This window comes from Bacillus sp. D48C (assembly GCF_053345735.1).
This window is the reverse complement of record NZ_JBKFAQ010000002.1, coordinates 567,400-592,105: the sequence shown is the minus strand read 5'-3', so window position 1 is coordinate 592,105 and position 24,706 is coordinate 567,400. Positions and strand designations below refer to the sequence as shown.

Annotated in this window: 18 protein-coding genes; 14 read left to right on the top strand and 4 right to left on the bottom strand. The window is 34.5% G+C overall.

Annotated elements, in window-relative coordinates:
- Positions 1-14: 14 nt before the first annotated feature.
- A complete protein-coding gene (locus ACLBXA_RS08050; RefSeq protein WP_447617165.1) occupies positions 15-1,136 on the bottom strand; it encodes an LPXTG cell wall anchor domain-containing protein in 1,122 nt (373 codons plus the stop codon).
- Positions 1,137-1,286: 150 nt separating this feature from the next.
- Positions 1,287-1,868 (bottom strand): AAA family ATPase, encoded by a 582-nt coding sequence (locus ACLBXA_RS08045; protein ID WP_447617164.1) that lies wholly within the window; start codon positions 1,866-1,868, stop codon positions 1,287-1,289.
- A gap of 215 nt (positions 1,869-2,083) precedes the next feature.
- Here ACLBXA_RS08045 and ACLBXA_RS08040 point away from each other — a divergent pair, with 215 nt between their 5' ends.
- The 6 genes from ACLBXA_RS08040 (at position 2,084) to ACLBXA_RS08015 (ending at position 8,411) form a co-directional block, all read left to right on the top strand.
- Complete coding sequence (locus tag ACLBXA_RS08040; RefSeq protein ID WP_199663878.1) at positions 2,084-3,004, top strand: class I SAM-dependent methyltransferase; 921 nt, start codon at positions 2,084-2,086, stop codon at positions 3,002-3,004.
- A 361-nt stretch (positions 3,005-3,365) separates the two neighbouring features.
- Complete coding sequence (locus tag ACLBXA_RS08035) at positions 3,366-4,124, top strand: DUF975 family protein (protein ID WP_000620770.1); 759 nt, start codon at positions 3,366-3,368, stop codon at positions 4,122-4,124.
- A 171-nt stretch (positions 4,125-4,295) separates the two neighbouring features.
- Entirely contained in the window at positions 4,296-4,709 is a 414-nt protein-coding gene (locus ACLBXA_RS08030) for a DUF6892 domain-containing protein (RefSeq protein WP_001232168.1), read from the top strand.
- Positions 4,710-5,013: 304 nt separating this feature from the next.
- On the top strand, positions 5,014-6,246 hold the full coding sequence (locus ACLBXA_RS08025) for a DUF4073 domain-containing protein (RefSeq protein ID WP_098900331.1): 1,233 nt from the start codon (positions 5,014-5,016) through the stop codon (positions 6,244-6,246).
- 357 nt (positions 6,247-6,603) lie between these two features.
- On the top strand, positions 6,604-7,599 hold the full coding sequence (locus tag ACLBXA_RS08020) for a D-cysteine desulfhydrase (RefSeq protein WP_098900330.1): 996 nt from the start codon (positions 6,604-6,606) through the stop codon (positions 7,597-7,599).
- A gap of 257 nt (positions 7,600-7,856) precedes the next feature.
- Positions 7,857-8,411, top strand: a complete 555-nt coding sequence (locus ACLBXA_RS08015) for a hypothetical protein (protein ID WP_001201794.1) — start codon at positions 7,857-7,859, stop codon at positions 8,409-8,411.
- Between the two features lie 130 nt (positions 8,412-8,541).
- On the opposite strand, the gene ACLBXA_RS08010 is transcribed toward ACLBXA_RS08015, so the two are convergent.
- A complete protein-coding gene (locus tag ACLBXA_RS08010; RefSeq protein WP_447617163.1) occupies positions 8,542-9,138 on the bottom strand; it encodes a hypothetical protein in 597 nt (198 codons plus the stop codon).
- 395 nt (positions 9,139-9,533) lie between these two features.
- Here ACLBXA_RS08010 and ACLBXA_RS08005 point away from each other — a divergent pair, with 395 nt between their 5' ends.
- Both ACLBXA_RS08005 and cypD read left to right on the top strand, forming a co-directional pair.
- Positions 9,534-11,012: a DHA2 family efflux MFS transporter permease subunit gene (locus tag ACLBXA_RS08005; protein ID WP_000005102.1), complete on the top strand. Its 1,479-nt coding sequence runs from the start codon at positions 9,534-9,536 to the stop codon at positions 11,010-11,012.
- A 584-nt stretch (positions 11,013-11,596) separates the two neighbouring features.
- A complete protein-coding gene (gene cypD, locus ACLBXA_RS08000) occupies positions 11,597-14,794 on the top strand; it encodes a bifunctional P-450/NADPH--P450 reductase (protein WP_000412781.1) in 3,198 nt (1,065 codons plus the stop codon).
- Between the two features lie 211 nt (positions 14,795-15,005).
- On the opposite strand, the gene ACLBXA_RS07995 is transcribed toward cypD, so the two are convergent.
- Positions 15,006-17,117, bottom strand: coding sequence for a TerD family protein (locus ACLBXA_RS07995; protein WP_447617162.1), 2,112 nt, complete (start codon positions 17,115-17,117; stop codon positions 15,006-15,008).
- 674 nt (positions 17,118-17,791) lie between these two features.
- Here ACLBXA_RS07995 and ACLBXA_RS07990 point away from each other — a divergent pair.
- The 6 genes from ACLBXA_RS07990 (at position 17,792) to ACLBXA_RS07965 (ending at position 24,341) form a co-directional block, all read left to right on the top strand.
- Positions 17,792-18,220, top strand: coding sequence for a DUF5412 domain-containing protein (locus ACLBXA_RS07990; protein WP_000022536.1), 429 nt, complete (start codon positions 17,792-17,794; stop codon positions 18,218-18,220).
- A gap of 364 nt (positions 18,221-18,584) precedes the next feature.
- A complete protein-coding gene (bla, locus tag ACLBXA_RS07985) occupies positions 18,585-19,535 on the top strand; it encodes a class A beta-lactamase (RefSeq protein WP_000636468.1) in 951 nt (316 codons plus the stop codon).
- Between the two features lie 191 nt (positions 19,536-19,726).
- The gene (locus ACLBXA_RS07980) at positions 19,727-20,413 is read left to right on the top strand and encodes a response regulator transcription factor (RefSeq protein WP_000444082.1); all 687 of its coding nucleotides are present in this window, start codon (positions 19,727-19,729) and stop codon (positions 20,411-20,413) included.
- Positions 20,410-21,486: a sensor histidine kinase gene (locus ACLBXA_RS07975; protein WP_000800283.1), complete on the top strand. Its 1,077-nt coding sequence runs from the start codon at positions 20,410-20,412 to the stop codon at positions 21,484-21,486. Before ACLBXA_RS07980 ends, ACLBXA_RS07975 begins: the two co-directional genes overlap by 4 nt.
- Positions 21,487-21,733: 247 nt before the next feature.
- Positions 21,734-22,495: an ABC transporter ATP-binding protein gene (locus ACLBXA_RS07970; protein ID WP_097981009.1), complete on the top strand. Its 762-nt coding sequence runs from the start codon at positions 21,734-21,736 to the stop codon at positions 22,493-22,495.
- 16 nt (positions 22,496-22,511) lie between these two features.
- Positions 22,512-24,341, top strand: a complete 1,830-nt coding sequence (locus tag ACLBXA_RS07965) for an FtsX-like permease family protein (RefSeq protein WP_000897823.1) — start codon at positions 22,512-22,514, stop codon at positions 24,339-24,341.
- Positions 24,342-24,706: the final 365 nt, after the last annotated feature.

Sequence of the window (24,706 nt, the reverse complement as noted above, 5' to 3'; positions counted from 1 at the left end):
TTTTTTTAATGGATTTATTTAGAGAATAACGTTTTAATTTTATTACGAGTAAGTAATAAAACACCGCCTAATACAGATAGCATTCCTAGAGCCATATTGTTTGATTGCTCGCTACCAGCGTTAGGAAGTTCTTTAGCGTTAGGAAGTTCTTTAGCGTTATTGTTTTTAGTACCATTAGTTTGTTTAGCCTGTGATACTTCATTAATCTTATTATCAACATTTTGCTTCGTTGTATGTATCTCAGCTAATTTGTCATCAATTTTTTTCTCAGTGTGTTTAAAGTCGTTGATTTTAATATCTAAGTCTTGTTTTTTCTTTGATAAATCGTCTGAAACAGTTTGTTTTGATTGTTTAATTTCGTTAATTTTATTGATTAAATCTTGTCTAGCTTCTTGTAATGCAGCTAGTTTGTTTTTCACATCTTGTTTAGCTAGTTCTAAGTTAGCGGAAAGACTGTCTAAATTGCCTTTAATTTTCTTAAGTTCCTCTAACGTGTTACCAGTATTCGGCTTGTTTTCTTTTAACTCAGCAAGTTTGTCCTCAGCAGTTTGTTTCGCTTTCTTTAACTCAGCTAATTTTTCATCTACTTGTTTTTTTACTTCCTTAAGTTCATTAACCTTTTGATCGATGTTCTCTTTATGTTGCTTCATTTCATTCACTTTTTCATCGACAGTTTGTTTATGTTCTTTAATCTCATTCACTTTGTTATCGATATTTTGCTTATGCTCTTTTACTTCAGCAACTTTATCTTCTACTTGTTTTTTATGCTCTTTAATTTCAGCGATTTTATCTTCGGCGATTTGTTTGTCTTGCTGAAGTTTTGCATCTAACTCTTGTTTATGTTGTTTAATCTCGTTAATTTTTTCATCAGCAACTTGTTTACGTTCATGTAGTTCATTCACCTTCGTATCAACATTTTCCTTAACCTTGTTAAGTTCATTCAATGTTTGATCCACGTTTTCTTTGTGTTGCTGCAATTTCGCATCTAACTCTTGTTTATGTTGCTTAATTTCAGCTAATCGATCTCCCGTACTTTGCTGAGGAGTAGCATCATTTACTTCCGCATGAGCAGGGTTCGCGCCAGCAATCATTGCTAAAGCTAGTGTAGACGCAGCGATTGTTTGTTTTGTTTTCATATTTTTGTACCTCTTTTCTTTCATATGCATGAACTGTTTTGTGTAAAAATGAGCATATAGAAGTAGATTATCTTATTATTATATACTATGTTAGGCGCTTAGAGGAAGGATTTGCATAATAATCTATGATTATGTAATTTTTATAATCTCTTATTTGGGGGTAGGGGATAAACCTTTAGCTAGATGAACAATTTCTTCTATAGTAAAGCTTACATCTTTATTATTGCGAATAACAAACAAATAATCAGCCTCGTTTTCTACAGGATCTACCACATCATCGTGAAGTGATTCAGTTTGTTGTCGATCAAGTACTTCTTTGAAACTAGAATATCCACCTCTAAAAATATTCGTACTTCGCGTGCTTCGAGCCACTCTTTCGTAAAGTACATCATCTGGAATGTCAAAATGAACTAATATGCGTACATATTCATTCTGTGGAAATAATTCGTTTAGTAAATAGAATCTTCCGCTTTTACTGCGATTGGAATTACAAATAATAAGGTATAAATTTGTATGTTCTTTCGCATAATCAACAATGAATTTTGAAAGACCGTGCTTAAATGTATTAGCACCTTCAGCCGGCTGTAATTTTTCATAATGCGTGTTAATAAATTCAGCTTGGTTATCTTGATCCATAACGAAAGAGTGGGGTAACTCTTTTTCTAAAGCTTTTGCAAATGTAGTTTTTCCACTGTGTGTTTTTCCAACTGTAATGATGACTAATCTTTTCATGACGCCCTCCATTTGTATTGTTATGAACTGGAATATTCGGTGTAGATCGAAATCTTCCTGCTAGAGATTACACAAATTATTGGAGCGTTAGTAGGCTGAAAACTTTACAAAAAAACTTATTTATTCTATAATTTACCAATATAAAAATAAGGTGTATAATAGGGTTCTCCTGGCCAGGAGAACCCTATTTTTGTTGTGAAAATGAAGGAGAGTGTATGTGTGTGAAACAAGGTGAAGCAAGTGTAACGTCGTTAGTATCAGCTTTCGGAAGGGCGTATCATAGTGAATTTGATAATCCTAAAATCTTTGATGATTATGTAGCTAAAGATTTCATTTCACAAAAAGAACGTAACAATATTGAAACGAACATGGTTCAAGGGATTCACTTTTTCAATAAAGAAATTGCAGAGCAGTTTCAAGACAATCCAAAAGAAATATTGAAATGGATTACGCAAGTTCAGTTATCACCAACACCTTTAGCACGTGCCGCATATTGTGAAAGAGTATTACTACATGAAATTACATTAGGAGCGAAACAATACGTCATACTCGGTGCAGGCTTAGATACGTTCAGTTTTAGACACCGAGAATTAGAAAATAAAATAGAAATATTTGAAGTGGATCATCCTTCTACGCAGGCGTTTAAGAAGGAAAGAATAAAAGAAGTAGAACTTGAAGTTCCAAATAACCTTCATTTTGTTTCGATGGATTTCACGAAAGGATTTTCCTATGAACAGTTACGCAATGAAGGATTTGAAAATAAAAAGACGTTCTTTAGTCTATTAGGTGTAACATACTATTTAACGAAAGAGGAGCTTGCTAGTTTAATAGAGTGCTTGTTCGAGATAGTTCCAGTAGGGAGTTCTATCGTTTTCGATTATCCCGATGAAAACTTATTTACGAAAAAAGGATTATCCAATCGAGTTGAAAACATGGTGAAAATGGCTGCGGTAGGCGGAGAACCGATGAAATCATGTTATTCTTATGCCGAAATGGAAGCACTGTTAGAGAAGGCGGGCTTACTTATTTATGAGCATTTATCACCAGAGGATATAAATACATTGTATTTTGAAGGAAGAAATGATTATTTAGAAGCTTTTGAGACGGTGCATTATGTGCATGCGGTGAAGAGGTAGAGGTTAGTAGGCATGGAGAGGAATCTCTGTGCTTTTTTGTGGAAAACAAGAGGATAGGGTTTATTGGGAAAGATAATGAAAAATATATTGCTATATAAGTTATTATATCTAAATGAACATCAGGAAGAGTTTCGGGTATATTTGTCGGAAAACATAGAATATTCAACAAAAATCCATGAGTATGTTATATAATGATTTTAATAAACCATATTTTAGAAATTACCCCCGATTGTGTAGAAGGTATATTTTGTTTTGATAAGCTAAAATGTTTAGCTAAAAGAACTTGTAGTGGGGCTTGCTACAAGTTTTTTATTTGTAAAATTTTTATTGGCTAAAATATGGAAAAAAGGAGGATGCAAGTTTGATAAGAAATTTAAAGAAAGCAGCACTTAATTCGTTAGATGGGAAATGGGGAGTAAGTATAGGGATATCGGCGTTATACTATTTTGTACCAACTTTAAGTGCATCAGCAATCGCTAGTTTTATATATTTAATATTTGGTTTGTTTATTGGGATAATTGGTTTGGATGTTTTCTTTATTTATTCAATGGGTGGGCAACTACAAGTAGATCTAACAGCACTAGTTTTACTTATTCTAAGTTATTTTTTTATAGGACTGATTTGTTTCTTAATTTACAGTGTCATACAAGGTATCTTTAATTATGGGTATTCTGTTTTCACCTTACGCTTAGGTAAAAATGAAGATGCTAAGGTGGACGATGTATTTGTGGGGTTTAGGAAAAATAATTTGTGTAAATCAATGAAATTAGGAGTGTTGCAGGCTGTTTTTCTATTTTTATGGAGTCTGTTATTAATTGTTCCAGGTATTATTAAATATTTTTCTTATTCAATGGCATATTATATTTTAATAGAGAATCCGGATTATACAGCAAGTGAAGCATTAAGGGAGAGTAAAAGAATAATGAAAGGACATAAGTTCAAGTTATTTGTTCTTTGGTTATCTTTTATTGGTTGGTTTTTATTAACTGCATTTATAGGCATGTTTACATTTAATCTGTCATTCATATTCATTTCCCCTTATTACAACACAACTGTCTCGCATTTTTACTTAGACTTAATTAAGAAACAAGATGCTAGAGAAGCGAAGGTAAGTATATAAAGAATATAATTAGTAAGAAAATATGTATAATGTATATTTTCTCGATTGTGGACATGCAATTAAGCATATCCCTTTTTAATGTGATATTGAAAGAAATAAAGAAGCTGCAATTGGATATGTTTTACTTATAATAATTTGGACAAGGATGTTATAACATTGGAGGAATTTAAAATGAGGAAGAGTAAAATGTTTCAGGATTTTAATTTTAAGTTAGTAGTAATTGAAGCTTTATTAGATAAAGAGCCACTATTTCTAAAAGAATTGAAAGACTTAATAGAAAAGCATACGAATTATTTTGAATGGTATTCAGGAGCTGGGCCAATTGTTGAAATCAAAGCTTTTTTAGAAGCGTTAACTTTGGAAATAAGTGATTTGGAAAAGATTGAGTCCCTTTGCTTTGATGGTGGGAATGAAATTTATCATATTTTAAAGCCTGATTGGGACGGTGAAGACAGTTTATTTGATGTTATATCTGTTGAAGGATTTCAAAATCTAAAAAATTTAAAAACAGTGGAATATATTTCAATGTGTTACCCGAAAGTATTAGAACCATTAAAACAGGCTGGAATAGAAGTTGAGGATTAATGAAGAGAATTTAAAATGGTAAAGTACTTTATTGAAATTGTGTAAAGGAAATTAAAACACAACATATTAAACGAAGTGATTTATCGTATAAATTTACATTCAGTTAATATTAGTAGGTTAATAGAAAAATTAGTGTTAATTGTTAATTGTGGAGTGTGAAAAAAAGACAAAATCTCTTAAAAAACACTTAATTTTTTATTCCATTAATCTTTACAATCGCCCCCTATAATGTGAATTGGACAAGCACCTAAGAGAAAGCAGAACATGTCAGTTTGTACATTCTATTATTAGGGGGAGAATTTGTATGAAAAAGACGGTTGCTTCGTTAGCAGTTATGGCGGCATTATTACCGACGTTTTCAGCACATGCGGAAGGGAAAGAGCAAGTTCGAAAATCAGCTACAACTTTTAATGTTATTAGTGACATTCAAGGTGATTTAGGAGATTTTGATCACGTATTAAAAGATATGAATAAAGTAACGCCACTTTCTAGAGCGCTTATTATGAATGGGGATATAACGCCAACTGGACAACAGTCACAATATGATGATGTAAAGCGTGTGTTAAATAAAAATAAGCATCCAGAAAATGTATGGTCTACTGTTGGGAATCATGAGTTTTATGCTGGGAAATGGACAGCAGATGGGAAACTCTCTCAAAGTACATGGCCAAATGGTGTAACTGAGGAAACTTTATTTAACCGCTATCTGAAATTTAGTGGACAAGAAAAGGTATATCATAAAAAAGAATTAGATGGCTATCCACTTTTATTTTTAGGAACTGAAAAATATATGAAATACCACGATTCAAAAATGTGGGACGAAGTATATATGAGTGATGAGCAATTAGGTTGGTTAAAACAAAATTTAGAAGAGTATAGTCAAAAAGATAAAAATAAACCAATCTTTATTTTCTCTCATCACGTTTTACCTGATACGGTATCGGGATCAAGACAATCGCCGTATTTACAAGATTATTTAAACGTGGATAAATTGTACGATATATTAAAAGACTATCCGCAGGTTGTTTTCTTCACGAGTCATACGCATTGGGATTTAAACTTACCTGACTGGGCTGGTAAAAAGAAAATTAAAGGCGGAGATGAAAAAGGTTTCACTGTTGTAAATACGGGTGGGATTGAAACAGGCTGGATGTCAGCAGGACCAAATGGAGGAGAGAAAACTGCTCCAGATGGCTATTCATTTAAACAAGGGTTACAAGTGAAAGCATATGGTAACGATGTAATTGTGACAGCTTACGATTACAAACGTGATAAGGATATAAAGAAGTTATTAATTAGTGATTCAAAAATTGCGCAGATGGCACCAAATGTAACGGCAGATAATAGTAAAAATATAATTGTCGGTGCAACTGAATATATGGAGTATTCTATAGAAGGAACGAATGAGTGGCATACGTATAGTAAAGCAAATCCTCCGAAATTTAATGGAGATAAAGTCGTATACGTACGCCATAAAGGTGAAATGAATTTAGAACCGGGATTAACACAGTTACTTCGTTTTTCGGTAAATAAGTGATTGGAGGGAGCCCACATTTGAATGTGTGGGCTCTTTTTTTTGTTGATGAGAAAGGGGTTGCCTGTCTGTCGTTTTTTGTCGATAGATCGATATATTAAGAAAATCGTTGATATATTGCAAGTTACGATAGATATATTTGAAAAATCGTTGATATATTGTAAGGAATGAACGATATATTTAAAAAATCGTTGATATAAATTTCATGTACCGTAATTAAGTTAAAATCATTAATACGGTTTTACTTATCAAAACGAAATTCTAATACATTTTTAACCCAGAAAGATGACTTCACCATTTTTACGTGTAATAATAGTAACGTTACATATATTGTGAAAGAAGTACAAAAGGAGCGTTACAATGAATTTAGCTAAATTCCCGAGAAAAAAATATACAGAATCATATACACCAATTGAAAAGTTAAACAACTTTTCTGAAGCACTTGGTGGCCCGACTATTTATTTTAAACGAGATGATTTACTTGGTTTAACAGCTGGTGGCAATAAGACGAGAAAATTAGAATTTTTAGTTGCAGATGCACAGGAAAATGGTGCAGATACGTTAATTACAGCTGGTGGTATTCAGTCAAACCATTGCCGTCTAACACTGGCAGCTGCGGTAAAAGAAAAAATGAAATGTATCCTTGTATTAGAAGAAGGGCTTGAACCAGAAGAGAAGCCAGACTTTAACGGAAACTATTTCTTATATCACTTATTAGGTGCTGAAAATGTCATTGTTGTACCAAACGGGGCAGATCTTATGGAAGAGATGCATAAAGTAGCGAAAGAAGTTAGTGAAAAAGGTAATACACCATATGTCATACCAGTTGGTGGATCAAATCCTACTGGTGCAATGGGATACGTTGCTTGTGCGCAAGAAATTATGGCACAATCATTTGACCAAGGAATTGATTTCAGTACAGTCGTTTGCGTAAGCGGTAGCGCTGGTATGCACGCTGGTTTAATTACTGGTTTTGCTGGAACACAAAGCCACATTCCTGTAATTGGAATCAACGTAAGTAGAGGAAAAGCTGAGCAAGAAGAGAAAGTAGCAAAACTTGTAGATGAAACTTCAGCACACGTTGGTATTCCAAACTTTATCCCGCGTGACGCTGTTACGTGCTTTGATCAATATGTAGGGCCAGGATATGCGTTACCAACGCCGGAAATGGTAGAGGCAGTTCAGTTACTTGCGAAAACAGAAGGTATTTTACTTGATCCAGTGTATACAGGTAAAGCGGTAGCGGGATTAATCGACTTAATTAAAAAAGGTACATTTAATAAAGAAGACAACATTTTATTCGTACATTCAGGTGGTTCACCAGCTTTATATGCGAATACGTCTTTATTTGCGTAAGTGTAAAAGCATTGGGTATCCAATGCTTTTTTGTTATATACTGGAATTATTGAGAGGTAGGAGGATGATATGAATTCAAATTTAAAATGGATTATATACAGTACTCGGCATTTCTATTCTATTAATCTTATTTGCGGCTTATGGGGTGTATTCTTATTTTGCATTTTAAAAGCGTAATGGAAGTGAACCATAATGTAATGTATGTTATAGTTTGATATGTTAATTACTTACAATAATTTCTACAAGGAGAATACATAATGAGAGCAAAGAAACTAGTAACGTTAGCAGTTCCATTTATGCTGTTAGTCGGATGCGAGGCAGGAGATAAAGATTCTACTCATAAGACTGAGCAAACTAGTAAAGCAATAACGAAAACAGTACTTTCCGAACAACAGTATCCGTACTACATATGTGAGCAAGTGGTAGAGTTCCAATTTAAGAAGGATGAACTATTACTAAACTTAGGAGAATCCTTAAAGGACAAAGAAAAAGCAAAAGCTGTTTTAAAAACATCAAACGAGATAGATAAAATTTTAGACAATATGGAACACATAAAAGTACCTGATACATACAAAGACATTCACAAATCCATACAAGAAGGGGTAACAGAGGCAAGAAAAGCAACGAAGTTAATTAAGGATGCTGGTAAAGAAGATAAACAGAAGGTTCAAGAAGCTACAATGAAAGGTACTGAATTTTTATCAGGTGTAGACGGAGAGCATTGGAAAAAAGCAATTTATGAGTTATCGCAGGAAAACAAAGATGCTTATAGTAAGGCACTTGATAAGAAAGTAAAGGAGCACTCAAAGTAAAACAGTAACTTGTAACAATACATATCCACCTAAAATTTCCGCGAATGCTATGCTAGGAAGTTAGGTGGGAGATTACTGTCCTTAAATGTGGTTGATTAAAGCTACAGCCACATTCTCCTGTTCTAATTAACTAAAAGAAGAACTTCCCCATCCCGATTAGACTACTAATCATTCCTATTCCACTCATGGTGCCTTTTCCTGCTGTAAGTAAGTTTCCAAGCATTCCTAGCTGACCGTTACCTCCGGTATTTCCCCATCCCATTGGGGCCCACGGACCACCCCATCCTGAAGGATTTCCAAAAACACCCGAGTTATTGGTATTGAAATGAAAAGGCTTGGCTGGCGGCGATAGTAAAGCGGCAAGATGACCTTGTGCGAACATCCCTGTATGATTGAATGGTTGCGCCCAGGGGAAGGGAGGTTTTTGAAAATTAAAACCTGCATGACCTGGTAATGGAGTCCAATTAGCAGGGTGACCTTGTGGTATTATCCCTGTATAATTAATTGGCTGCTGCCCCCAAGAGAAGGGAGGGGGTTGGGGAGTGAATCCCGTATAATTGGCTGATGAATCCCAATTAACTGGATAGACTCGGTAACTCCAATTCTCAGGAATCTTCAAATCATTCATTACCTCAGATTTAGTTATTTCGGGCTGTGAATATAATGAAATTTGGTTAGTATATTGTTCCCCGTTTCCCTTTGAATTCAAATACCAATATTGGTGCATACGCTTATTCTCCTCACTTTAAAAATGTAATGTTAGACTTAGCCTATGTAATATTCCTTTTTATGGATGGTTACATAACTAGATCTACAAGCCTGTATTTAAAGGAATGGGTGTGTGGCCTTGTTGATTTAAAGTTTCACTTTATTTTAGAAGGGTATTTTCAGTCGCTTCTTTTATATATTTCAGCCTAATTTAAATTCCGTTAACAAACGTTTTTATAAAGGTTTAATCAAAAAAAGATTTTAAAATGTTATGTTGGGCAAGTGGAATTGCTAAAAAGAGAATATCCATTCGAAGAGTTTGGCAAAATACTGCAAGGGTAATGTTTTCTTGTGCAAATATGTAAACGATTTAAACGAATCAATGAAATTTATAATGAAGGGGCAATTAAATATATGAGTGAAACATTACATAAAAGAAAACCACCATATTTAATGCTTGTAATCCTTTTTATTGGGGCATTTGTTTCATTTCTAAATAACTCGCTTTTAAATGTAGCCTTGCCATCAATAATGAAAGATTTAGACATTCAAGATTATTCAACGATCCAGTGGCTTTCTACAGGGTATATGCTTGTAAGTGGTATATTAATTCCGGCATCAGCATTTTTAATAACGCGTTTCTCGAATAGAAGCCTATTCATTACATCTATGGTGATTTTTATTCTTGGTACTGCCTTAGCAGCTGTAGCGCCGAATTTTGGTTTATTACTTACTGGTCGGATGGTTCAAGCGGCAGGCTCTTCAGTTATGGGGCCTTTGTTAATGAATATTATGCTAGTAAGCTTTCCAAGAGAAAAAAGGGGAACAGCAATGGGGATTTTTGGACTAGTTATGATTACAGCTCCAGCAATTGGACCGACACTATCAGGTTATATTGTAGAGTATTATGACTGGCGTTTGCTTTTTGAAATGATTTTACCGTTAGCAATCATTAGCTTACTGTTAGGGATTTGGAAATCTGAGAATGTCATGAAACAAAACAAAAATGCAAAACTTGATTATCTCTCATTACTATTATCTTCTGTCGGTTTTGGCGGTTTGTTATATGGATTCAGTTCTGCAAGCTCCGATGGTTGGACAAATAAAGTTGTCTTAACAACCTTAATCATAGGCGCTATTGCCCTAATTGCTTTTATTATCCGCCAATTAAAAATGGATGAGCCGTTATTGGATTTACGTGTTTACAAGTACCCAATGTTTGCACTTGCGTCTGTAATTGCAATTGTCAACGCAGTGGCCATGTTTTCGGGGATGATTTTAACACCAGCTTATGTACAAAACGTCCGCGGTATTTCACCGCTGAGCTCTGGGCTGATGATGCTTCCAGGTGCGGTAATAATGGGGGTTATGTCACCAATTACAGGTAAACTATTTGATAAATATGGCCCTCGGATTCTTGGTATAGTAGGACTTTCCATTACAGCCGTTTCAACTTATATGCTGGCAAATCTGCAACTCGATTCTAGTCACACACATATTATTCTTATTTACACATTGCGGATGTTTGGGATGGCGATGGTGATGATGCCACTTATGACAAATGGCCTCAATCAATTGCCAACGCGCTTAAATCCGCACGGTACAGCTGTTAATAATACAGCTCAACAAGTGTCCGGTTCGATTGGTACTGCTATTCTTGTTACGATTATGAATTCTGTAACAAAAACAAAAGCTGAAAGTCTAATGGCTGATGTAGATCCAACAACCTTCACAGAGGCTACGAAGGCAATGTTAACTCAGAAGGCTTTATTATCCGGAATTCAATATTCATTCTATGTAGCGCTTGGCATGAATGTTGTTGCACTACTATTAGTTTTTTTCGTTAAACGTGTAGATACAAGTGCGGAAGCTGTCGAGAAGTTAAATCGGTAGAGAAGAATAAAACGCTAGATAATGATTCCTACAAGTTTTTTTGCTGCTAAGGCGCCGATATTTAAAGCTGGAAAAGAGCTGAAAGAAGCAGTGAAATAATTATATATAGTGAAAGAGGACCTGACGTTCATATCAGGTCCTCTTTCATTAGTAACACGGTATACTTGCTTATCGTATTGGTTTAACTAAACTACTGATTTTTCGAATACTACAATCTTAAGCTCGTCAACTTCTCTATTTTGGGGTGTTTTAGAAGAAAATAAATCAAAATGATCGTTTTATAAACAAATGCAAGAGATGAGATCCGTTTGCAAATTCTCATAAACATTATAATTTTAGCTTATCTTTTAACGCCAATATTAAAAGGATCCAATTATATTTATTCGCTTCATTTTAATTTAGTATTTTTCTACAATTTATAAATCTAATTGCCAAGCTTATACTCAATATCATAATCATGAATAGTTAGGGAAAAGATAAAATAAGGTAATCAATTACATATCTGTATCCCAGGCAATTAGTTGCTATTTCCTCTTTATTAAATGGGATATGCTATTTCATGCTTTTTTGAAAGGGTGTTTTAAATGGAAAAAAAAGTATCTGCCATTCCCCAGCCGAAAACATATGGACCGCTGGGTAATCTCCCATTAATCGATAAAGATAAACCGACTCTATCGTTTATTAAGCTGGCGGAAGAGTATGGTCCCATTTTTCGAATTCAAACTTTAAGTGATGCCATAATTGTCGTTTCTGGACATGAACTGGTAGCAGAAGTTTGTGACGAAACGCGGTTCGATAAAAGCATAGAGGGTGCTTTGGCAAAGGTTCGTGCCTTTGCTGGAGACGGATTATTTACTAGCGAGACTCACGAGCCTAACTGGAAAAAAGCTCATAATATTTTGATGCCTACATTTAGCCAACGGGCAATGAAAGATTACCATGCCATGATGGTCGATCTTGCTGTACAACTCGTTCAAAAATGGGCACGGCTTAATCCGAATGAAGACGTAGATGTTCCGGAGGATATGACTCGCCTTACGTTAGATACAATTGGTCTATGTGGTTTTAATTACCGATTTAATAGCTTTTATCGTGAGACCCCTCATCCTTTTATCACTAGCATGAGCCGTGCTCTAGATGAGGCAATGCACCAATTGCAGCGGCTGGATATAGAAGACAAACTCATGTGGAGAACGAAACGTCAATTTCAGCATGATATCCAATCTATGTTTTCTTTAGTAGATAATATTATTGCTGAACGTAAAAGTAGTGGAGATCAGGAAGAAAATGATTTACTTTCCCGTATGTTAAATGTACAGGATCCGGAAACTGGTGAAAAATTAGATGATGAAAACATTCGTTTCCAAATTATCACTTTTTTAATAGCTGGGCATGAGACAACAAGTGGATTGTTATCTTTTGCAATTTACTTTTTATTAAAGAATCCGGATAAGTTAAAAAAAGCCTATGAAGAAGTAGACCGTATTTTGACAGATCCTACTCCAACATACCAACAAGTTATGAAACTGAAGTATATACGGATGATTTTAAATGAATCGCTACGTCTATGGCCTACCGCTCCAGCATTCAGTCTCTATGCAAAAGAAGATACAGTGATTGGCGGGAAATACCCAATTAAGAAAGGAGAAGATCGTATTTCTGTTCTTATTCCACAGCTGCATAGGGATAAAGATGCATGGGGAGACAATGTGGAAGAATTCCAACCTGAACGATTTGAAGAGCTGGATAAGGTTCCTCATCATGCTTATAAGCCATTTGGAAATGGCCAGAGAGCATGTATCGGTATGCAATTTGCACTTCATGAAGCCACTCTTGTAATGGGAATGCTTCTTCAACATTTTGAATTAATCGATTATCAAAACTATCAGCTGGACGTAAAACAAACATTAACGCTAAAGCCCGGTGATTTTAAGATTAGGATTCTACCCCGAAAACAAACTATTAGTCATCCTACTGTTCTTGCACCTACAGAGGACAAGCTGAAAAACCATGAAATTAAGCAGCACGTTCAGAAGACACCTTCTATTATTGGGGCTGATAATCTTTCACTTCTTGTTCTGTACGGCTCGGATACAGGTGTAGCAGAAGGTATTGCAAGAGAATTAGCAGATACAGCTAGTTTAGAAGGGGTTCAAACGGAAGTGGTAGCTCTTAACGATCGAATTGGAAGTCTACCGAAAGAAGGAGCGGTTCTTATTGTAACTTCTTCTTATAATGGAAAACCGCCAAGTAATGCAGGACAGTTTGTGCAATGGTTGGAGGAACTAAAACCAGATGAGCTAAAAGGTGTTCAATACGCAGTTTTTGGTTGTGGAGATCATAATTGGGCTAGTACCTATCAACGGATTCCAAGATACATTGATGAGCAGATGGCTCAAAAAGGAGCAACAAGGTTTTCTAAACGCGGAGAAGCAGATGCAAGTGGTGATTTTGAGGAACAGCTCGAGCAATGGAAACAAGGCATGTGGTCTGATGCGATGAAGGCATTTGGATTGGAATTTAACAAAAATATGGAGAAAGAGCGTAGTACTTTGAGTCTGCAATTTGTCAGTCGTCTTGGAGGATCTCCTCTTGCACGAACATATGAAGCAGTTTATGCAACTATACTAGAAAATCGTGAACTCCAATCATCCAGCAGCGATAGAAGTACACGACATATCGAGGTATCCTTGCCAGAAGGCGCTACATATCAAGAAGGAGACCACCTCGGAGTGCTGCCAATTAATAGCGAGAAGAATGTTAATCGAATTTTAAAACGCTTTGGATTAAACGGAAAGGATCAAGTCATACTGAGTGCAAGTGGACGAAGTATAAATCACATACCTTTAGACAGTCCTGTTAGTTTATTGGACCTTCTTAGTTATAGTGTCGAAGTTCAAGAAGCAGCCACTCGTGCACAAATACGGGAAATGGTAACATTCACAGCATGCCCTCCTCATAAAAAAGAATTGGAAGCATTATTAGAAGAAGGGGTCTATCATGAACAAATACTAAAGAAACGTATTTCAATGTTGGATCTTCTTGAAAAGTATGAGGCTTGTGAAATCCGATTTGAACGCTTTTTAGAACTGCTTCCTGCGCTCAAACCGCGTTACTATTCTATTTCAAGCTCTCCACTTGTTGCACAGAATCGTCTGAGCATTACGGTCGGTGTTGTTAATGCGCCTGCATGGAGTGGAGAAGGGACATATGAAGGAGTCGCTTCTAATTATTTAGCTCAGCGTCATAATAAAGATGAGATTATTTGTTTCATTCGAACGCCACAATCAAACTTTGAATTACCTAAAGATCCAGAAACACCAATTATTATGGTTGGGCCAGGTACTGGAGTTGCACCATTCCGTGGATTCTTGCAAGCGCGTCGTGTTCAAAAGCAAAAAGGTATTAATTTAGGACAAGCGCATCTATATTTTGGTTGTCGTCATCCTGAAAAAGATTATCTCTATCGTACAGAGCTAGAAAATGATGAAAGAGATGGATTAATCTCTTTACACACAGCTTTTTCTCGTCTAGAGGGACATCCCAAAACATATGTACAGCATTTAATAAAACAAGATAGTATCAATTTAATTTCGTTATTAGATAATGGAGCTCATCTTTATATATGTGGTGATGGCAGTAAAATGGCTCCGGATGTAGAAGATACCCTTTGTCAAGCATATCAAGAAATTCATGAAGTCAGTGAACAAGAAGCAAGGAATTGGTTGGATCGTGTGCAAGATGAAGGGCGATATGGAAAAGATGTTTGGGCTGGTATATGAATGTTTCTTAATTAGATACGTATTAACTAATGAACTTCTTTCGAATAAATTTCACTTTATTAGTATCGTGTATTTAGCTGAATAATGATTAACCGGACTATTTAGTATCTACTAAATAAAAAACAGGACCTGATATGCATCTATCAGGTCCTGTTTCACATAGACATTATACATGGATATTTTCCACACATTATCAATGTTTGTAATGTAGTTAGCCTTGTGGGTCAGCTATAAAATCAGATATTATTTTTTCAATATCGAAAGGAGTAATCCCTTTATCCAAAGAGAAAATAGTTTCTGCTTCTTCGATGTCTTGAACGAGTTCACCTCTAGCTTCAATATGTAATCGGAACAAGTCATATAAATTCGGTTTAACTAAATTAGTTAAAGCCTTTCCAACTAGTATCATACCTTTTTGATTCGCCTCGATGGTATTATCATAAGTTAGATCTCTTGTAAGAGATAAATCTGTCCAAATCAATTTTCGTTCCTTTAAGTCTAAGATAACTGGAATAGAGATTTGGGTGTCGGCAGTAATATCCACTTTATCTTGAACAGTAGAAGGTTCAAATATTTCACCTGAACCAGGATATTGACGAACCATCCAACCAGTAAAGCATTCTGGTAAATCTTTATATGGTTGGTCTGTGTAAGAAAGCAAAGTCATGACTACATAGCGTCCACCATATTTCAGCACAGACGGAATATCGAAATCAATGAATTCAGATGCCCCCTTTGGTGCAGAAGTAATGTCTCCGCTATGGTAGGCTTTGAAATTTTTTGAACGTAAGTTCGTGAAGGATACATGTTCTTTGTATTGCCAATCTTCGTCGTACATTGCAGCAGACAAATCAATGTCAACGCGTCCTGTATGTTGTCCATTCACATAGCCTTCTTTCCACCATAGGAAAAAACGAATCGTATCTCCTTCTGGCAAATCTACTTTACTTCCTCGAGATAATGTGCGAAGCGCTTTGCTGGCTGAACGTTGAGAGAAGGGAACTAAGTGATTTTTTAACTGTTCATCCAAAAATACTTTTCCGAGACTTGGAAGTTTTGCGAAGCGATTTTTTAAAGTATCTTCACACATTTTTACAATCATTAAACAAATATCCTTTGAGATAAATGGAAGTGTATTTTCAATACCTATAGCTTTTGCTACATTTCCCTTTGGAAAAAAGGTACGAAATTCATTTTTATCATTTCGATGCTTAAAATGAGCTGTGAGTTGAAGTAATACAGGAGTAGAAACGTCTCCTATTATACTTAGAAACTCTTCGAGAATATGGAAAACATCTGTTGACTTATCACTACATAAACGGATTAAATGATCCAAGCGTCTGGCAAATTCCCCAGGGCGAGTTTTTAAAAGATTTTTCGCTGTCATGATATCACGATTCAACAAAGCTGCTTCTATTTTTCCATTAAATGTTTCAACTTTAATGTTGTTGCGAAGAATCTCAAATGCTCGGTGGGTTTTTGGGAAACGAGTATGATATTCTGCTGGATGAAGAATTTCACCTAGACGAATCCAACGTTTTTTGTATCGAAGCATATCTTCGGTAATGTTTCCGCATTGCTCTAACAATCCTAAAAGGAAGCGTCTTTCTGCTCGGTTAAACTTCTTGAATCGAACGGAAGATGCTAAACTCACATCGCCTTCAGATAAAGCAACTGCAAGGCGAAGAACATCAGTTGCTGTTTTAAAATACTTTGCAGCAGCATCGGCTGATATTTTTCTGTTTATTAATAAAACTCCAATTATAAAAGACATATTTTCCTTATGAGGAATTACATTAGGTAGAAAACAGGAAACATCTTCAGTGTGTGTAATAGCCCATTCTACATCTGTCTTATCAGTTGAGGAAATAGAGCTGTTTGCACTAATCAATTGAGAAATCATTTGATTGAAATCTTCTTCACTTCCTAAGTTAATAACTTTCAAATCAACGCTATCTAAAAGAGGAAGTCGTTCTTCTACTTTTGATACAGGTAGGCGCAACGTCACATAATGAATAATAGCATTAATGTATAAATCAGCGTCACTTAAATCCATCATTTGTTGCGGAAAGTTTGGATACATAGGAGCAAACTGAATATGTGCACCAACCATTTCTTTTAAATGTTTTACCAACTCTTTGTAAAACGGTGTGAATGTATCAACCGAAAGTGTTTGCAACTCTTCTATTAAAGGCTCGGAAAAAGTAAATCCTAAACTTTCCAAGTTTTTTAAAACAGTGGCTAAATAAATGTTCGGTAGTTTATTTTCTTCTCTTTTTATAATTACTTTCAAACTTCTTCTTATGTAAATAGAATTTTTCATGAGAACGCCAGCTATTCACTCCTTATAAAAGAGGGGAATAGTCTGACTGTCCTCCTTTCAGTGGTAGATTTTTATTTTTACATGCATAAACACACTAATTGTAGAAAAATACACAGAGGTTACATAGCTATTTTTTAGTGAAAAATTAGGGGTATAACATTTAGTTGTTAAGTGGTAATTTGTTAATTAAGAAAAGAAAACCTCTACATCAATGGTTGATAAACTAAAGTTTATTCAATCCCAAAGAAGAAAGAGGTTTTATAGTCTAATTATTTTTCATAGGGAATTGACAACTCTAAAACTATTTGAAATTTCTGGAAAAGAAGGAAGAATTGTCATAGCCTATGTGTTTAGCAGGAAAGTAACATCCCTATTTGGTCAAAGAAGTTAGAAGGAAGGAACGTCATAGCCTGCTTTATTAGTATATTCTCTTGCGAAGAGCAATTCAAGTATACTGTCTGATTTTTTATATTTTTCTTAAAGGGGAATTTTCATGTTTATCCCGCATTAACGGGTAGCCCGATTGGTGAGTGGGATTAAAGTTTCACTTTATAAATAGGGAGACCATCACATGCCCTTTTTATAATACTATTACGGGAGGATTTTTATTTTTGATATATTATACCATTTATTTAATGGTATAATATGGTATTAGTTCTATGAAATGGAGTTGAATGAGTATTATAAATACAAAAGGTGAAATTAAAAAAACAAAAAGAAAAGTATTACTAACTATAATTACTATGTTAGTAATTATAATTGGGTTTGGATATTGGAAATTTTTTAGTTTGCAAGGTGTTCCAAAAGGGGAATTAATTCGAACAGTGAAATCTCCAGATGGAAAATATCTCATCAAGACTTATTTTCATAATGCAGGATCATTAAGTGCGGATGCTGTTAGGGGTGAATTAGTTAACCTTGATACAGATTCAGAGAAAAATATATATTGGAATTATCCAGATACCGATCCATATATTGAATGGGTAAATAAGAATATTGTTAGAATTGGAGATCAAACTTTAGATATTTCACAGAAAGAAACCTATGATTGGCGTGATGATGATAAGCACGTTAAAGAAATGCCTAAACAGTTTAGTAGATAAAGCAAGAAAATTTAAATTTATTTAATCTTATTCGTTTAACTATAGATAGGATTATATGAGTAAAAAAGTCCATTTAGATCTTCTAAATGGACTTTTTTAGGTTTCTAGATACGACTACTGATAAAAATGGAACAAACTTGTTACTTAAGTTGTCTATTAAGTATACGTATAAAACAGGTGTTCATGATAATTCGCTCATTTTATCCCGCTATTTACCCGTAAAAGCCCGATTGGTGAGGGCTTCTTGCATTTCACTTTATGAAAAGTGAGATGCAAGAAGAGTGATATCCGATAGACTTTTTCATTGTGTCGGTATGTATAACACCTAGAAAAACTATATATTCTTGAAAGAGGTTGAAAATGTATGATAGTCTTAAACAAGTTTTTTAACATTTTACATTACAAAAAGATGGTACCTGTAGTATTTCTTTCATGTGCAACGCTTATAGGCTGTTCCGATGGTAATACTCAATCTGAATCACTTAAACAAACGAAACAAACAAATCAAATCAAACAAGAAACTACTGGTAATGATTCTTTTGCTAAACTTGAAAAAGAATTTGATGCTAAACTTGGTATTTATGCATTGGACACTGATACGAATCAAACCGTTACGTATCAATCAGATAAACGGTTTGCATACGCATCTACCCACAAAGCTTTAGCTGTGGGAGTACTTTTACAAAAGAAATCAATAGAAGATCTAAATCAAAGAGTTTTGTATACTCGTGAAGATCTTGTTAATTACAATCCAATTACAGAAAAGTATGTTGATAGGGGGATGACTCTGAAAGAGCTTGCAGATGCTTCCCTTCGATATAGTGATAATACTGCACAAAATCTTATTCTTAAACAATTAGGTGGACCTAGCGAATTCAAAAAATCACTGAGAGAAATAGGAGATACCGTTACAAATCCTGAACGTTTTGAACCAGAGTTAAACGAAGTGCATCCAGGAGACGTACATGATACTAGTACCCCAAAGGCATTAGCTACTAGTCTTCAGGCTTTTGCGTTAGGAGATGTACTTTCAACTGAGAAACGGGATTTATTAATAGATTGGATGAAAAGGAATACTACCGGAGACAACTTAATTCGTGCTGGAGTTCCAGGAGGATGGGAAGTAGCTGATAAGACGGGCTCGGGATCTTATGGAACCAGAAATGATATCGCAATTATTTGGCCACCAAATAAAAAGCCAATTGTTCTTGCGATACTTTCTAATCATGATAAAGAGGATGCTAAATACGATGATAAGCTTATTGCAGAAGCAACCAAAATAGCGCTGGGTGTCTTAAATGCTAAAAATAAATAATAATAGTATTAGTTATTGAAATTTTCCTGTTTTTCCGTCACAATACTGTGACGGTCTTTTTGTGTATTTTACAAAGAATCGTCTTAATTAAAGAAAAAAAGATAGAAACTATCTCTAGTAAGTTTATTAATTAAGTAACAACAAATATATGCTTTATTGTATACTTATTGCATTTAATGTGGAGGAATAATATGGAGTCAAAAATTCTTATTGTTGATGATGATAAAGAGATTAGAAATCTTATCTCTGTATATCTAGAAAATGAAGGCCTAAAAACTCAAAAGGCAGAAGATGCTATACAAGCTTTACAACTGTTAGAAGAAAAGGAATTTGATTTGGTTATTTTAGATATTATGATGCCGAATATGGATGGCATTGAAGCATGTATGAAAATTAGGGAAGATCGCAATATGCCTATCATTATGCTATCTGCAAAATCTGAGGATATAGACAAAATTCAGGGCCTAGCCTCTGGTGCAGATGATTATTTATCAAAACCGTTTAACCCATTAGAATTAATCGCTAGAGTGAAATCCCAATTAAGAAGATTTAAAAAATACAATACGTCCGTAGAACATAATAAAAGCATTCTAGAAATTGGTGACTTAACCGTAAATACAGATACACGTCAAGTATGGGTAAGAGGAAAAGAAACAAGGTTAACTCCAAAAGAGTTTGCTATTCTCGAACTACTTGCCCGCAATAAAGGGATTGTCCTGAGTGTAGCAAAAATATATGAAGCAGTTTGGAAAGAGGTTTTTTATAAATCAGACAATACCGTCATGGTGCATATTACAAAAATAAGAGACAAAATTGAAGAGGATTCTAAACATCCCATTTACATTAAAACTGTTTGGGGAATTGGGTATAAAATATGAAGAATGTTAGTTTCAGAAATAAGATCATTATAAAACTTCTTGGTGCTGTTGCAATTAGTTTTTTTATTTCATTTGGTTTAACAATCCTCATTTTGGCATACGTCATAGATCCATTATTTATAAAACACGAAGAATTTGGTATGTTTGAATTCAATGTCGCAATGTTGTTCTTATTCGCGTTCGCAATCTTTACCTTTATTATACTTTTTTTGATATTGGTTCGAAAGAAAATAGTATATTTGAAGCTTATTTCTGATAACGTGAATGATATTGCCAATGGAAAACTAGGTCTAACAATTGGGATTAAGGGGAAGGACGAATTGACCCAACTTGCTAAAAATATCAACTATATGTCTAAGGAATTGGAAAATACATTTGAACAAGAAAGACGATTAGAACGTACAAAAAATGAGCTCATAACTAACGTATCTCATGACTTACGCACACCGTTGACATCTATTATTGGTTATTTAGATTTATTAAAAAGAGGGCAATACAACAATAACACACAATTACAGGAATACCTTGAAACCACTTATTCAAAGTCACAGAGACTGAAATATTTAATTGATGAGCTGTTTGAATATACTCGTTTATCAGGCATAGATGCTAAGTTAAATCTTAATGAAGTTGATTTATCAGGTCTGTTGGAGCAAATAGTTGGAGAATACATTCCTATATTTGAAAAGGAAAGTTTAATCGTTCAAAAATCAATTACACAAGAAATAATACCTATCTTCATAGATGCAGAAAAAATGGTACGTGTATATGAAAATCTGTTTATGAATGCGATAAAGTACAGCATGAAACCATCCCAATTATTCATATGTCTTGAATTAATGGATAACAAAGCAATTTTAAAAGTATCAAATAAAGTCGAGAGATCGCCTGTTAGCGATCCAAATAAATTGTTTGAAAGGTTTTTCAGGGGTGATAAGGCAAGAAAAAATAATCAAGGAAATGGACTGGGACTTGCTATCTCAAAAAGAATTGTTGAACTTCATGATGGTAATATACATGCAGAATATAAAGATGGCTGGATGTCCTTTATTGTTGAACATCCAATCAAATAGAACGGCTTATGGAATTACAGGTTCCATAAGCTTTTTTTATAAAACTTAAGAATTCTTAAGGATTTTACAGGGTGTTTCCTAATTTTTATAGTTTATCATGGGTGTATTCAAAGTGATGAGGTGAGCAAAGAAGAAAAAAGGAAAGACTTCATTGTAGCTTTAGGGTGAATGCAATATGACTATTTTATTAGTAGTAAACAAACGTAGTAGCTTATTGTAATGAAATAAAAAATGTAGGAGGATATAAATGATAAAGTCAGTTGTAGATGTAAAAAACATTCAAAAATTGTACGGTAAAAAAGGTGAGAATCAATCACATGCATTAAAAGGTGTATCATTCTCAATTCAAGAGGGGGAGTTTGTCGGTATTATGGGGCCTTCTGGTTCTGGTAAAACAACATTATTAAATGTAATTTCAACGTTAGATAAAGCGACAGGCGGCGTTGTTGAAATTGCAGGAACGGATATTACGAGGATGAAGCAGGGTGAACTTTCTGATTTTCGTTCACAAAAGTTAGGATTCATTTTCCAAGACTTTAACTTATTGGAGAATTTATCTATCTATGAAAATATCGCACTCCCACTTTCACTTCAAGGTGTTTCATCTCGTAATATTGGAAAGAAAGTAGAAAAAGTAGCTGATATGTTAGGCATTACAGCTATACTTCAAAAATATCCTTCTGAAGTATCTGGTGGACAAAAGCAACGTTCCGCAGCAGCACGTGCGTTAGTTCATGAACCAGCAATTATTTTGGGAGACGAGCCGACTGGAGCCCTAGATTCTAAAAATGCAACGAGTTTACTTAATGCCATGACAAGCTTAAATAAAGAGCAAGGTGTATCCATTATGATGGTTACGCATGATCCTTACAGCGCAAGTTACTGTCAACGTATTTTATTCATTCAAGATGGTGAGTTATATAAAGAAATTCATCGCGGTAGTACCCGTGAAGAATTCTATAAAGAAATTTTAGATGTGCTTGCAAACTTAGGCACAGAAAAAGCGTAAGGAAGGAAGTTCAATCATGTTATTTAAGCTTTCTATGTCAGGCCTAAAAAGTAAGTTGCAAGATTACATTGTTTTACTTGTTGGTCTTATTGTCTCTATTTCAACTTTTTATATGTTTCAAACGCTAGCATCCAATAAAACGTTCCTTGAATCTAACTCTTCTATTAGGGATATTGTGGCTGTCTTTAAAATTGGTTCCGTTTTGTTAGCGATTATCACATTTTTCTATATTTTATATGCAAACTCTTTCTTATCAGCTCTTCGTCAAAAAGAATTTGGTATGTATATGATGTTAGGAGCAAAAAAGCATAAAGTTACCTTACTTATGTTCATTGAAACAATCATATTAGGTGCCACCTCTCTTTTGATTGGAATTACAATTGGTGTAGGACTTGCAGAAGGTATCGGTCAGCTATTAATGAAACAACTCGAGTTTGCTGGTAAAGGTTATAAAGCATTTTATCTGCCATCAATAGCTATTACTTGCGTCTTCTTCTTTGCACTATTTGTATTATCAGCAATTATGAATAGTATTAAATTATCGCGTATTTCTGTACTGCAACTTGTACATGCAGATGCACAAACAGAACGTGTTGCCATAAAAGGAAAAATGACAGTTGTAATTGCATTCCTTGGTATTCTTTTATTAGGTATTGGTTATGCATCACTGATCTATATGTCATATGCAAATCCGCTAATTGCTTTGGGATTAATGGCCGTCGGATTAATCTCAGCAACCGTTGGTACTTACCTTATATTTGGATCCCTTCTTCCAGTTATGATTAACAAGCTAAAGAGTAATAAAAAACGTAGTGAAAAAGGCCTCAATGCTTTTACTTTTGCACAATTAAATTTCCGCATTAATAGTCTAACAAATGTGCTTGCAACAGTAGCAATTTTAGTGGCTCTTGGTGCTGGTGGAATTGCTTGTGGTATGGCATTTAAAAACAACATTATAAACATGACAGATCAAATGCGAATTTACGATTCAGTCATTCATAATCCAACTGCGGAAGAAAAGACAATTTTGGGTGGTATCTTATTTCAAGAAAAATTTGAATACCATTACAAAGTTGATGATAGGTATGTTTATTATCTTAAAGAAGATGTAGAAAAAAATCGTCCTTTCTTGCAAGGTATGAAAATAGAGAAAGTTTCAGAGGAAGTACCAATTGGTGCATTTTCAATAAAATGGGTTAAAGGAGAGATCGACACAAAACAATGGATTCAGGCTTTCAGAACGATCCAGCCAAATTATATGTATCCTGATTATGAAATCAAAATTGTAGAACAAAACATATACGATGGGTTGAAGGGGAAAGAAAGTACTGTATTTATAGGGAAAACAGATGATTTTGGATCATACATAAAAGAATGGAAAAAACTTGATGAATTACAGATAGCAAAATATAAAAATGTGAAAGCGGAAGAATTGGATAGTAAGTATCAAAAATATATTACGAGTCATGATTTTTCCAGCGGACTAATGTTTATGGGCTTTTTCGTTGGAGTTGCATTTTTAGCAATGATGGCAAGTTGCTTAATGTTTAAAGTTCTGTCGGGAGCATCAAAAGATGTAGCACGTTATCAAATGCTTCGTAAAATTGGTGTTCGCCGAGAATTATTAACAAAATCAATCTATAAAGAGTTATTCTTCATATTCTTATTCCCAGCAATTGTGGGGATTACTCACATATTAGTTGGTATGAACATGTTTGGATCGCTTTTAATCGATCCGTACTTTCGTATTTGGTTACCACTTGTTATTTTTGTAGTAATTTACTCGATTTATTACTTGATTACAGTTCAATTATATAAAGGGATTGTACTCCCGAAAAAAGATTAATGTAATGATGTTATTTATACGAAGTATAGACATAATCGGACCTCGTTTTATTGATTATTTTGAATGGGTACAAGAAATTTAGAAATAATAGGTGGACTAGCACTACAGTCCATAAACTATTTATTTTAGATTTTAAATTAAAAATTTATCTTTTATCTAAGAAGGGGCGCGGCAACGATTACTACTTTTAGGGGCCATTGGCAAGTTTTATTTAATAGGATTAATTTGTATGAGTTTTCTTTAAAGCTTGTAATGCTATAATCTCATAAGTTAAAGTTTCACCCTGAAAATCTATTATTTATAATGAGTAGCCCGAAAGAGAAAGGATTGTTGCCGTGTCCTATCACCATCAAGCAAGGTTGATA